At 53.8% G+C, this 12,031-nt stretch carries 12 protein-coding genes; 6 read left to right on the plus strand and 6 right to left on the minus strand.

The window, feature by feature from the left end; all coding sequences use genetic code 11:
* Positions 1 to 97 precede the first annotated feature (97 nt).
* From sdaA to pabB, 3 genes are all read right to left on the minus strand, one after another.
* The gene (gene sdaA / locus ACLJPE_RS02110; RefSeq protein WP_001530748.1) at positions 98 to 1,462 is read right to left on the minus strand and encodes an L-serine ammonia-lyase; all 1,365 of its coding nucleotides are present in this window, start codon (positions 1,460 to 1,462) and stop codon (positions 98 to 100) included.
* A gap of 263 nt (positions 1,463 to 1,725) precedes the next feature.
* Entirely contained in the window at positions 1,726 to 2,304 is a 579-nt protein-coding gene (locus ACLJPE_RS02115; RefSeq protein WP_000381544.1) for a CoA pyrophosphatase, read from the minus strand.
* A gap of 3 nt (positions 2,305 to 2,307) precedes the next feature.
* Positions 2,308 to 3,672: an aminodeoxychorismate synthase component 1 gene (gene pabB / locus ACLJPE_RS02120; RefSeq protein ID WP_000978466.1), complete on the minus strand. Its 1,365-nt coding sequence runs from the start codon at positions 3,670 to 3,672 to the stop codon at positions 2,308 to 2,310.
* Positions 3,673 to 3,752: 80 nt separating this feature from the next.
* Between pabB and ACLJPE_RS02125 the strand changes: the two genes are divergently transcribed.
* Complete coding sequence (locus ACLJPE_RS02125; RefSeq protein WP_000457328.1) at positions 3,753 to 3,932, plus strand: YoaH family protein; 180 nt, start codon at positions 3,753 to 3,755, stop codon at positions 3,930 to 3,932.
* A 5-nt stretch (positions 3,933 to 3,937) separates the two neighbouring features.
* On the opposite strand, the gene ACLJPE_RS02130 is transcribed toward ACLJPE_RS02125, so the two are convergent.
* Positions 3,938 to 4,282 carry a RidA family protein gene (locus ACLJPE_RS02130; protein ID WP_000029550.1) on the minus strand — a complete coding sequence of 115 codons (345 nt, stop codon included), beginning with the start codon at positions 4,280 to 4,282 and terminating at the stop codon, positions 3,938 to 3,940.
* Positions 4,283 to 4,413: 131 nt separating this feature from the next.
* On the opposite strand from ACLJPE_RS02130, the gene ACLJPE_RS02135 reads away from it, so the two are divergent.
* The 5 genes from ACLJPE_RS02135 (at position 4,414) to rnd (ending at position 10,820) form a co-directional block, all read left to right on the plus strand.
* Complete coding sequence (locus tag ACLJPE_RS02135; protein WP_000128807.1) at positions 4,414 to 6,324, plus strand: ATP-dependent DNA helicase; 1,911 nt, start codon at positions 4,414 to 4,416, stop codon at positions 6,322 to 6,324.
* Between the two features lie 57 nt (positions 6,325 to 6,381).
* On the plus strand, positions 6,382 to 7,077 hold the full coding sequence (gene tsaB / locus ACLJPE_RS02140; RefSeq protein WP_001221017.1) for a tRNA (adenosine(37)-N6)-threonylcarbamoyltransferase complex dimerization subunit type 1 TsaB: 696 nt from the start codon (positions 6,382 to 6,384) through the stop codon (positions 7,075 to 7,077).
* A 71-nt stretch (positions 7,078 to 7,148) separates the two neighbouring features.
* Positions 7,149 to 7,730 (plus strand): Slp family lipoprotein, encoded by a 582-nt coding sequence (locus ACLJPE_RS02145; protein ID WP_000290595.1) that lies wholly within the window; start codon positions 7,149 to 7,151, stop codon positions 7,728 to 7,730.
* A gap of 204 nt (positions 7,731 to 7,934) precedes the next feature.
* Positions 7,935 to 9,620: a long-chain-fatty-acid--CoA ligase FadD gene (gene fadD / locus ACLJPE_RS02150; protein WP_000758418.1), complete on the plus strand. Its 1,686-nt coding sequence runs from the start codon at positions 7,935 to 7,937 to the stop codon at positions 9,618 to 9,620.
* A 72-nt stretch (positions 9,621 to 9,692) separates the two neighbouring features.
* Entirely contained in the window at positions 9,693 to 10,820 is a 1,128-nt protein-coding gene (gene rnd / locus ACLJPE_RS02155; protein ID WP_001109124.1) for a ribonuclease D, read from the plus strand.
* A gap of 121 nt (positions 10,821 to 10,941) precedes the next feature.
* Here rnd and minE read toward each other — a convergent pair whose 3' ends face one another.
* The gene (gene minE / locus ACLJPE_RS02160) at positions 10,942 to 11,208 is read right to left on the minus strand and encodes a cell division topological specificity factor MinE (protein ID WP_001185666.1); all 267 of its coding nucleotides are present in this window, start codon (positions 11,206 to 11,208) and stop codon (positions 10,942 to 10,944) included.
* A gap of 3 nt (positions 11,209 to 11,211) precedes the next feature.
* On the minus strand, positions 11,212 to 12,024 hold the full coding sequence (gene minD, locus ACLJPE_RS02165) for a septum site-determining protein MinD (RefSeq protein ID WP_000101047.1): 813 nt from the start codon (positions 12,022 to 12,024) through the stop codon (positions 11,212 to 11,214).
* Between the last annotated feature and the right edge of the window lie 7 nt (positions 12,025 to 12,031).

A 12,031-nucleotide genomic window follows, 5' to 3' on the forward strand; every position in this document is an offset into this window, starting at 1 on the left:
GACACAGCAAGTGTAGTGGGGAAACGTGGAGTCGACGAGGAAGAGATAAAAATTTCGCCCATCCGTAGCAGATGGGCGAAGGGAGGGGAAACGGCGTTTAATCACACTGGACTTTAATGGCCAACCCGCCGCGCGATGTTTCGCGGTATTTTGCGTTCATGTCTTTTCCGGTCTCGTACATCGTTTCGATGACTTTATCCAGCGAGACGCGCGGCGCGCTGGTTCGACGCATAGCCATACGCGCAGCATTGATCGCTTTAACTGAAGCAATGGCGTTACGCTCGATACACGGTACCTGCACCTGACCGGCAACCGGGTCGCAGGTCAGCCCCAGGTTATGCTCCATGCCGATTTCAGCGGCAACGCAAACCTGTTCCGGGCTGGCGCCCAACAGTTCAGCAAGGCCTGCCGCCGCCATCGAACAGGCGACCCCGACTTCACCCTGACAGCCGACTTCCGCGCCGGAAATAGACGCGTTCATCTTATACAGCGCGCCAATAGCGCCTGCCGCCAGGAAGTAGCGGGTGTAAATATCCGGGCTGACAGACTCAATAAAATGGTCGTAGTAAGCCAGTACCGCAGGAACGATGCCGCATGCGCCGTTGGTTGGCGCCGTCACGACGCGACCGCCTGCGGCGTTCTCTTCGTTCACCGCCAGAGCAAACATGTTCACCCAGTCAATGACGTTCATCGGATCGTTGGAAAGCTTATCGCTGGAAACCAGCATACGACGCAGCGCAGAGGCGCGACGCGGTACGCGCAGCGGCCCCGGCAGAACGCCTTCGGTATTCATACCGCGATCAATACAGGCCTGCATGGTCTGCCAGACGTGACCGAAATACTCTTCAATCTCTTTCTTGCTATGTAGCGCCAGTTCGTTTTGCATCACCATGCCGGAGAGTGAAAGGCCGGTGCTGTTGCAATACTCCAGCATTTCTTTCGCCGATTTAAACGGATAAGGTACAGTAACCTCATTCGTCGCTTCTTGGCCGAAATGCGCTTCATCAACGATAAAGCCGCCGCCGATGGAATAGTACGTCTTGCTATAAATGACCGTGTCGTTATGCCAGGCGTGGATCTGCATCCCGTTTTCATGCAGCGGCAAATTGCCGTTGTGAAAACGCATTCCGTCATCTTTCGGGAAGTCGACTTCGTGACGTCCCTGGGCCAGTAACAGACGCCCGCGCGTTTCGACGTCGCGAATAAAACCGGGGATACTATCAATATCCACGGTAGCGGGTTCATTACCCGCCAGACCCATAATAATGGCGATATCGGTATGGTGACCTTTCCCCGTCAGCGACAGCGAGCCGTAGACATCGACAGCGACGCGGGTAACGTTATCCAGTAATCCTTTTTCGACCAGGTCATCGACGAACTGTTTACCGGCCTTCATCGGGCCAACAGTGTGGGAAGAGGAGGGGCCAATCCCTACCTTAAACATGTCGAATAGGCTAATCACGATAATACTCCTGACAGGGCAACCGGGGCTTCCGGTTACGATGTTATAACTGCGCATAGTGTAAGAGGGAACGCTGGCATCAGCTTAACTATTCACATGAATTAAACTAATGAATAACCGCGTTTTTACTAATATTGCGACAGTAATCTCAAGTCGTGTCTTGCGCACGTAAAGTTAAGTATATACACGTTGCCCTTCAGGCTGCCTCTTTGGGGGAGGCGATTGTTACCGCCTTGAGGCAACGTGAATGGCGTTGTGTACAGTCAGGGCTTCACTCCGATTTGCAGCGCCAGCTCACGAAGAATGTTTGCGGTCATGCCCCAGACGAAATAATGCTCATACCAGGAGAGCCATACGCGGTGCGAATTGCCGCGACGGTAAACATCAAGCGGATGATATCGACCCAGTTGCAACGCTTGCGCCAGCGGCATTTCAAACACCGCAGACACTTCGTCTTCACTGGCGCGCCAGGGGAGATTTGGCGGAATAATGCCGACCACCGGGGTGACCTGAAAACCGGTCACGCTGTCTACCGGCGGTAAAACGCCAATCACTTCCACGGCTTGCGGCGGGATGGCGACTTCCTCCTGCGCTTCGCGAAGCGCTGCGGCGATAAGCGAAGCATCGGTACTGTCCACGGCCCCGCCGGGAAAGGCGACCTGTCCGGCGTGTTTGCGCAAATGAATAGCCCGCTGGGTCAACAGCAGCCCCGGCTGGGGGCGGCGAACCACAGGGATCAGTACGGCGGCCTGACGTTGATTCAACGTTTCATGAGTCATCTGCGGGCGCAAAAGCTGAAAGCGCGATAAGAAATGATCGAGCGTCAGACGGCTGGTATCCACGTATTAGTTCTCCAGTGGGTGCAGGATACGATTAACTTTATCAAAAGTTTCCTGATATTCCGCTTCTTCGTTGCTATCGGCCACGATACCGCCGCCGGCTGAGCAATAGAGTTGGCCCTGCGTTGCCGTGACGGTGCGGATAGTAATACTGGTATCCATCTTGCCGCAGAAACTCAGATAACCGATGCTACCGCACCAGGCGTTGCGTCGCTGCGGCTCCAGTTCGTCGATAATTTCCATCGCCCGCACTTTAGGCGCGCCGGTAATAGAGCCGCCGGGGAAAGCCGCGCGCAGCAGGTCGGTAGCATGAAGCGAGTCCGGTAAACGGGCGGTAATGGTGCTAACCAGATGGTGAACGGCAGGAAATGGTTCGACGACGAACAGTTCTGGCACTTTCACCGAACCCGGTACGGCGACCCGGCCAATATCGTTACGCATCAAATCGACGATCATCAAATTTTCAGCGCGATCTTTTATTGAGTTGGCCAGTTTCTGCGCCTGCTGACGATCCGCCTGCGGATCGTTAAGCCGTGGAAGCGTACCTTTGATCGGGCGCGTCTGGATATGACCATTCTCCAGTTGGATAAAACGCTCGGGAGAAAGGCTCAATATGGCGCCGTCATGTAAACGAAGAAAGGCGCTAAACGGGGCGCGATTGGCGCGGTTAAGGCGTTCGAAAGCCTGCCATTCATCACCCTCGTAGCTCGCCTGAAAACGCTGGGAAAGATTGACCTGATAGCAGTCCCCGCTGTGCAGCCAGGCCTGCACCTGACGAAACTTTTCGCCATACTCGCAACGCGTCATATTGGATTGCCAGGCCGAGGTAAGCCTGAAGGGCGTGCGGGTCGGCGCGAGCTGGCTGGTGAGCCAGCGATATCGGGCGTCTGCATCGTGATAGCTTATCAGCGACACTACCTGTTTATGGTGATCGACAATCAGCGCCCAGTCGTAAAGGCCAATCGCCATATCGGGTAAAACGATATCGCGCGCAGCAGTATCGGGCAGAATTTCGAAACGCCGCCCTAAATCATAACCAAACAGACCCAGCGCGCCGCCCTGAAAGGGTAAGTCAGGGTCAGGCTGAGGATGAAAAGGCAGCGCCTCCAGTTGAGTCTGCAAAACGTGTAACGGATCGTCGAGAGTGACGGTAGTCGTGCGCGCAGTACATACCGTGGTTTCCTGGGCGCGCGTGGTCAGTGTGGTGACAGGATCGGCGACCAGAATATCAAAGCGGTTATAGGGATGAATAGCATCACCTGAATGCAGCAGCATCGCCCAGGGCAAATGGTTTACGGGCGCAAAATAGTGTTCAGCGGCGTCCGGACGCCAGGGTAAGGTGATAACAGTGGGAGATAACGTCTTCATCATTCCTGACTCGTTACAACACTACTGGCTTACCGCCGGGTAGCGTGAAATAATTAGCGCTAATAATTTAGCAGGAGTTAATCATGTTTGCAGGTTTACCTTCACTCAGTCATGAACAACAGCAAAAAGCCGTAGAACGTATCCAGGAATTGATGTCGCAAGGTATGAGCAGCGGAGAAGCGATTGCCCAGGTGGCGGGCGAACTTCGCGCCAACCATACCGGCGAACGGATAGTGGCGCGTTTTGAGGATGAAGACGAATAACCGGCTTATACCGCCGCGACAATCTTAATCTCAACTTTATATTTCGGGTTCATCAACCCGGCCTGTACGGTACAGCGTACCGGCGCATGGCCTGCGACGACCCACGCATCCCACGCCTTATTCATGGCGGCAAAATCCGCTTTATCGCTCAGGAAAATAGTGGCATCCAGAATACGTGACTTACTGGAGCCCTGTTTTTCCAGCACCGCATCAATTTGCGCCAGAGTATTCGCCGTTTGCTCAAAAGCATCGGCGTCCAGGTTTTCCGGCACGCCGGTATACCACAGCGTATTATTGTAGATCACCACGTCTGACCAACGATCTTCGGCATCAATACGCACGATAGACATTACTTATTCCTCATTTGCTTTCCATTTGAATGGCTCAAGACTGCCACAATGTGGCGCCGCCGTCACCTCTGTAACTGGCGTAAGCCTTTCTACCCTGACATAATCCCCTGTGCAAATTAACAGGGGGCAGTGTGACGGACGATTTTGCAGCAGATGGCCAACTGGCCAAAGCGATAACCGGTTTTAAACCGCGCGAACCACAGCGACAAATGGCGGTTGCCGTAACACAAGCGATTGAAAATGCGCAGCCTCTGGTTGTTGAAGCCGGCACCGGAACCGGGAAGACCTATGCTTACCTCGCTCCGGCGTTGCGCGCCGGGAAAAAAGTTATTATTTCGACCGGGTCGAAAGCGTTGCAGGATCAACTCTACAGCCGCGATCTGCCGACGGTAGCAAAAGCGTTGGCGTTTACCGGTAAGACGGCCCTGTTGAAAGGACGTTCAAACTACCTCTGCCTGGAGCGTCTGGAACAACAAGCGCTGGCGGGCGGCGATTTACCGGTACAAACGTTAAGCGACGTGATATTGCTGCGCTCCTGGTCAAATCAGACGCGGGATGGCGATATCAGCACCTGCGTCAGCGTGGCGGAAGATTCCCAGGCCTGGCCGCTGGTCACCAGTACCAACGACAACTGCCTTGGCAGCGATTGCCCGCTCTATAAAGAGTGCTTTGTGGTGAAAGCGCGTAAAAAGGCGATGGACGCGGATGTGGTGATTGTAAACCACCACCTTTTTCTTGCGGATATGGTGGTTAAAGAGAGCGGGTTTGGCGAACTTATCCCTCAGGCTGAAGTAATGATCTTCGATGAAGCCCACCAACTGCCTGACATCGCCAGCCAGTATTTCGGACAATCGCTCTCCAGCCGTCAGTTGCTGGATTTAGCAAAAGACATCACCATCGCCTACCGGACGGAACTGAAAGACACTCAACAGTTGCAAAAATGCGCCGATCGCCTTGCCCAGAGCGCCCAGGATTTTCGTCTGCAACTGGGGGAGCCCGGCTACCGGGGAAATTTGCGTGAATTGTTAGCCGACTCACGTATCCAACGGGCATTTTTACTGCTGGATGATACGCTGGAGCTTTGTTACGACGTGGCAAAGCTGTCGCTGGGCCGTTCGGCGCTGCTGGATGCGGCTTTTGAACGCGCCACGCTATACCGTTCACGGCTGAAACGCTTAAAAGAGATCAATCAGCCGGGATACAGCTACTGGTATGAGTGCACCTCGCGCCATTTCACCCTGGCGCTGACGCCGCTCACCGTGGCGGATAAATTCAAAGAGGTGATGGAACAGAAGCCCGGTAGCTGGATTTTTACCTCGGCCACGTTGTCGGTAAATGATGATCTTCACCACTTTACCGCCCGTCTGGGAATTGAACAGGCAGAATCCATGCTGCTGCCCAGCCCATTCGACTATACGCGCCAGGCGTTACTCTGCGTACCGCGTAACCTACCGCAAACCAACCAGCCCGGCGCGGCGCGACAGTTGGCGGCTATGCTCAGGCCGATTATCGAAGCCAATAACGGGCGATGTTTTATGCTGTGCACCTCACACGCCATGATGCGCGATCTGGCGGAGCAGTTTCGCGCCACCATGACGCTGCCAGTGTTGTTGCAAGGGGAAACCAGTAAAGGCCAACTGTTACAGCAATTTGTTAGCGCCGGCAACGCGCTGCTCGTCGCCACCAGCAGCTTCTGGGAAGGGGTGGACGTGCGCGGCGATACGTTATCGTTGGTGATTATCGACAAATTGCCGTTTACCTCCCCGGACGACCCGCTGTTAAAAGCGCGAATGGAAGACTGTCGTTTGCGCGGCGGCGATCCGTTTGATGAGGTTCAACTGCCCGACGCGGTGATTACACTGAAGCAGGGGGTGGGGCGGCTGATTCGCGATGCGGACGATCGCGGGGTGTTAGTGATTTGTGATAACCGGCTGGTGATGCGGCCCTATGGCGCCACGTTTCTCGCCAGCCTGCCTCCTGCGCCGCGCACGCGTGATATCGCCCGTGCCGTTCGCTTTCTTGCGATTCCATCCGCCGAGTAATTTGTTACGGAGTATGGTAAGATGCGCGCTATTTTATTGATCTAAGCACGAAACCTCATGCGAATTCTGGCTATCGATACCGCCACAGAGGCCTGTTCTGTCGCCCTGTGGAACAACGGTACTATCAATGCTCACTTTGAGCTTTGTCCACGAGAACACACTCAACGTATCCTGCCCATGGTGCAGGAGATTCTGGCCGCCAGCGGCGTCTCGCTCAATGAGATAGATGCGCTGGCGTTTGGGCGCGGCCCGGGCAGCTTTACCGGCGTGCGTATCGGCATTGGTATTGCGCAAGGGCTGGCGTTAGGGGCAAATCTGCCGATGATCGGTGTTTCGACGCTTGCCACGATGGCGCAGGGCGCGTGGCGTAAAACCGGCGCGACCCGCGTACTCGCCGCGATTGACGCGCGGATGGGCGAAGTGTACTGGGCGGAATACCAGCGTGATGCGCAGGGCGTCTGGCAGGGCGAAGAGACGGAAGCGGTGCTGAAACCGGAACGGGTCGGTGAGCGGTTGAAACAGCTTTCCGGCGAGTGGGCGACCGTAGGAACGGGTTGGTCCGCATGGCCCGATCTGGCGAAGGAGTGCGGCCTGACGCTTCATGATGGGGAGGTGTCGCTCCCGGCAGCGGAAGATATGTTGCCCATCGCCAGTCAAAAGCTGGCGGCAGGAGAGACCGTTGCCGTGGAACATGCCGAGCCGGTTTATTTGCGTAACGAAGTGGCGTGGAAGAAACTTCCCGGCAAAGAATGACTCTCACTACTATTACCCCCCATACTTTATGCTGTGGGGTGGAATAGAGGTCGAGAAAAAGGAGTCGCATCATGGCGGTTCAAAAACGGTTAATAAAAGGGGCGCTGGCGTGCGCTTTTGCGCTTATGCTGAGTGGTTGCGTGACTATCCCGGATGCCATTAAAGGTTCGAGTCCGACGCCGCAGCAGGATTTGGTGCGGGTGATGAATGCGCCACAGCTCTATATCGGGCAAGAGGCGCGTTTCGGCGGTAAAGTTGTGGCGGTACAAAATCAGCAGGGAAAAACCCGGCTTGAAATCGCGACCGTACCGCTCGATAGCGGCGCGCGTCCTGTTCTGGGCGAAGCCTCGCGCGGCAGAATTTTTGCCGATGTGAACGGTTTTCTGGACCCGGTGGACTTCCGTGGCCAGTTAGTTACCGTTGTCGGCCCGATAACCGGCACGGTTGACGGTAAAATCGGCAATACGCCGTATAAATTTATGCTGATGCAGGTTACCGGCTATAAACGCTGGCATCTTGTTCAGCAGGTCGTCATGCCTCCACAGCCGATCGATCCGTGGTTTTATGGCGGACGCGCCTGGCCTTATGGCTATGGCGGTTGGGGATGGTATAACCCTGGACCCGCAGAGGTTCAGACGATAGTAACAGAGTAACCCTTTGTTTTATCAATAAAAGAAACAGCGGCTGGTCCGCTGTTTCTGCATTCATAGAGACATAATAAAAATAAATAGTGACGCGCTTCGCAACCTTTCAGTTGCGTAATTAATAAACTGGTACGCTGAGTTAATATAATGTTAACGACTTGTTTATTAACTGGGGTTGTGATGACGACGAACACTCATTTTAGAGGTGATGCATTGAAGAAGGTTTGGCTTAACCGTTATCCTGCTGATGTTCCGGCGGAGATCAACCCTGACCGTTATCAATCCCTGGTTGAACTGTTTGAACATGCGGCGACGCGCTATGCCGATCAGCCTGCGTTCGTCAATATGGGGGAGGTAATGACCTTCCGCAAATTAGAAGAACGTAGTCGGGCATTTGCGGCTTATTTACAACAAGGGCTGGGACTCAAAAAAGGCGACCGTGTGGCGCTGATGATGCCAAACCTGTTGCAATATCCTGTCGCGCTATTTGGTATTTTACGCGCCGGCATGATTGTGGTGAACGTTAACCCGCTTTACACGCCGCGCGAACTTGAGCATCAGCTTAACGATAGCGGCGCGGCGGCAATTATTATTGTTTCTAACTTTGCCCATACGCTGGAAAAAGTGGTCGAGAAAACGTCAGTACAGCACGTTATTCTGACGCGGATGGGCGACCAGCTTTCTACCGCCAAAGGTACGGTTGTCAACTTTGTCGTGAAATACATCAAGCGTCTGGTGCCAAAATACCACTTGCCAGATGCGATCTCGTTTCGCAGCGCGCTACAGCATGGCTACCGTATGCAGTATGTCAAACCCGAGGTTGTCGCTGAAGATCTGGCTTTCCTGCAATATACCGGCGGTACGACGGGCGTGGCGAAAGGCGCGATGTTGACCCACCGCAATATGCTGGCGAATCTGGAGCAGGTGAAAGCGACCTATGGGCCGCTGCTGCACCCGGGGAAAGAGCTGGTAGTGACCGCGCTGCCGCTGTATCACATTTTTGCCTTAACCATGAACTGTCTGCTTTTTATCGAGCTGGGTGGGCAAAACCTGCTGATTACCAATCCGCGTGATATCCCCGGCCTGGTCAAGGAGCTGGCGAAATATCCATTTACGGCGATGACTGGCGTTAATACGCTATTCAACGCTCTGCTCAATAATAAAGAGTTTCAACAGCTGGATTTTTCTTCGCTGCATCTGTCAGCCGGCGGCGGGATGCCGGTACAAAATGTCGTTGCGGAACGTTGGGTAAAGCTGACCGGGCAATACCTGCTGGAAGGCTACGGGCTGACCGAGTGCGCCCCGCTGGTGAGCGTCAACCCGCATGATATTGATTATCACAGCGGCAGTATCGGCCTGCCAGTACCTTCAACAGAAGCCAAACTGGTGGATGACGATGACAACGAAGTCGCGCCGGGTGAGGCCGGAGAGCTTTGCGTGAAAGGCCCGCAGGTTATGCTGGGATACTGGCAGCGTCCTGACGCGACGGATGAAATCATTAAAGATGGCTGGCTGCATACGGGCGATATTGCGGTTATGGATGAAGACGGCTTTCTGCGGATTGTCGATCGTAAGAAAGATATGATTCTGGTTTCTGGTTTCAACGTTTATCCAAACGAAATTGAAGATGTGGTGATGCAGCATTCTGGCGTGCAGGAAGTCGCGGCGGTTGGCGTGCCTTCCGGTAGTAGCGGCGAAGCGGTGAAGCTTTTTGTGGTTAAGAAAGATCCGGCATTGACTGACGATGCGTTGATCACCTTCTGCCGTCGCCATCTGACCGGATATAAGGTGCCCAAACAGGTCGAGTTTCGCGAGGAATTACCAAAATCTAACGTTGGGAAAATTTTACGACGAGAACTGCGTGACGAAGCCCGTGGCAAAGTAGACAATAAAGCCTGAGCGTTAAGTCAGCTAACGAGAGACGCCGGTTAAGCCGGCGTTTTTTTTGGCGCGAACCAAAGAGAACACGATTTGAATTACCAAATGATTGAAACGGACGATGCGCTGGCGAGCCTGTGTGAGGCTGTCCGCGCATGTCCGGCTATTGCTTTAGATACGGAATTTGTCCGTACCCGCACCTATTACCCGCAGTTAGGATTGATCCAGTTATTTGACGGGGCAAATGTCGCCCTGATCGATCCGCTCGGCATCAGCGACTGGTCGCCGTTAAAAGCGGTGTTGCGCGATACGGGAATCACCAAATTTCTGCACGCGGGTAGCGAAGATCTGGAAGTATTTCTGAATGCGTTTGGCGAACTGCCGGAACCCCTGATTGATACGCAAATCCTGGCGGCGTTTTGCGGGCGCCCGCTGTCGTGGGGGTTTGCGGCGATGGTAGAAGAGTATACGGGCGTGGCGCTGGATAAAAGCGAGTCTCGTACCGACTGGCTAGCCCGGCCTTTAAGCGAACGTCAGTGTGAATACGCGGCGGCGGATGTCTGGTATCTGTTACCGATCGCCAAAAAGCTGATGATTGAAACTGAAGCCGCAGGATGGCTGCCTGCCGCGCTTGATGAATGCCGATTGATGCAGCAGCGTCGTCAGGAGATTCAGGCGCCGGAAGAGGCATGGCGGGATATCACTAATGCCTGGCAACTGCGTACCCGCCAGTTAGCCTGTCTGCAACTTTTAGCTGACTGGCGGCTGCGTAAGGCGCGTGAGCGCGATATGGCGGTGAACTTTGTTGTGCGTGAAGAAAACCTGTGGGCGGTCGCGCGTTATATGCCGGGCAGTCTCGGTGAGCTGGATAGCCTGGGGCTTTCCGGCAGCGAGATTCGTTTTCACGGCAAGACGTTGATATCGCTGGTGGCGAAAGCACAGGCGTTACCGGAAGAGGCATTGCCGGAGCCCCTGTTGAATCTGATGGACATGCCGGGCTATCGCAAAGCGTTTAAGGCCATCAAAGCGCTGGTGGCGGAGGTGAGCGCGTCGCATCACGTCAGCGGCGAGCTACTGGCATCGCGTCGGCAGATTAATCAGTTGCTTAACTGGCACTGGAAATTAAAACCGCAAAATGGGCAACCGGAATTGATTTCCGGCTGGCGCGCCGAACTGATGGCGGAGAAGTTAACTCTTCTGTTGCAGGAGTATCCGCGTTAACGACGGTAATTGCCGGGAAAACGGCCAGTGAAATAAATGTCCGTATTCGGAATAATGTAAAAAAATAAAAAAGGCAGATTCTTCTGCCTTTTTTAATCCAGGAATTTTCCCATAAAAGAGCTTATTTTGACTCTTCGGCTTCCGGCAGCGTTACGTTAAGTTCAAGGATGGAGATATCACCATCTTTTTGCTCAAGCTGGACGGTAACCATTTCCGGATCGATTTGTACGTATTTACAAATGACCTCAAGAATATCTTTACGTAACTGCGGTAAATAATGCGGTTCGGCATCGCTACGGCGACGTTCCGCGACAATGATTTGCAACCGCTCTTTTGCAATATTAGCGGTACTCTTTTTCCGCGAGAGAAAAAAATCCAGTAATGCCATAATTTATCCTCCGAACAGGCGTTTGAGGAAACCTTTCTTCTCTTCTTCAATGAAGCGGAAAGGACGTTCTTCTCCCAACAGACGATCTACGGTATCTGCATAGGCTTTACCCGCATCCGCAGTGGCGTCAAGAATCACCGGTTCGCCCTGGTTCGATGCGCGCAGTACGGATTGATCTTCCGGGATCACACCGACGAGTTTAATACGCAGAATCTCCAGTACATCTTCCATGCTGAGCATGTCGCCTTTATTGACGCGGCCTGGATTGTAGCGCGTCAACAGGAGATGTTCTTTAATCGGTTCTTCGCCATTTTCTGCGCGACGAGATTTCGATGCCAGAATACCCAGAATACGGTCCGAGTCACGGACAGAAGAGACTTCCGGGTTGGTCGTGATGATCGCTTCATCGGCAAAATAGAGCGCCATCAGCGCCCCGGTTTCGATACCCGCCGGCGAGTCGCAAACAATGAACTCAAAGTCCATTGCTTTCAGTGAGTCCAGTACCTTAGCGACGCCTTCGCGCGTTAGCGCGTCTTTATCCCGGGTCTGCGACGCCGGAAGAATGAAGAGATTTTCAGTACGCTTATCTTTGATCAGCGCCTGATTCAGTGTCGCATCGCCCTGAATGACGTTTACAAAATCGTAAACGACACGACGTTCGCACCCCATAATCAGATCGAGGTTACGCAGTCCGATATCAAAATCAATGACGACAGTTTTCTTTCCCTTCTGGGCCAAACCTGTAGCGATGGCCGCGCTGGAGGTGGTCTTGCCAACGCCCCCTTTACCCGAAGTAACAACAATAATGCGTGCCATAAAAATT

The organism is Salmonella sp. SAL04196, from assembly GCF_046550835.1.
GTDB classification, from domain to species: Bacteria; Pseudomonadota; Gammaproteobacteria; order Enterobacterales; family Enterobacteriaceae; genus Salmonella; species Salmonella enterica.

Excerpts from the sequence above, each read along its gene's own strand:
- pabB (WP_000978466.1), bottom strand. The coding sequence starts at position 3,672 with ATGATGAAGACGTTATCTCCCACTGTTATCACCTTACCCTGGCGTCCG.
- ACLJPE_RS02125 (WP_000457328.1), top strand. The coding sequence starts at position 3,753 with ATGTTTGCAGGTTTACCTTCACTCAGTCATGAACAACAGCAAAAAGCC.
- ACLJPE_RS02130 (WP_000029550.1), bottom strand. The coding sequence starts at position 4,282 with ATGTCTATCGTGCGTATTGATGCCGAAGATCGTTGGTCAGACGTGGTG.
- tsaB (WP_001221017.1), top strand. The coding sequence starts at position 6,382 with ATGCGAATTCTGGCTATCGATACCGCCACAGAGGCCTGTTCTGTCGCC.
- ACLJPE_RS02145 (WP_000290595.1), top strand. The coding sequence starts at position 7,149 with ATGGCGGTTCAAAAACGGTTAATAAAAGGGGCGCTGGCGTGCGCTTTT.
- minE (WP_001185666.1), bottom strand. The coding sequence starts at position 11,208 with ATGGCATTACTGGATTTTTTTCTCTCGCGGAAAAAGAGTACCGCTAAT.
- minD (WP_000101047.1), bottom strand. The coding sequence starts at position 12,024 with ATGGCACGCATTATTGTTGTTACTTCGGGTAAAGGGGGCGTTGGCAAG.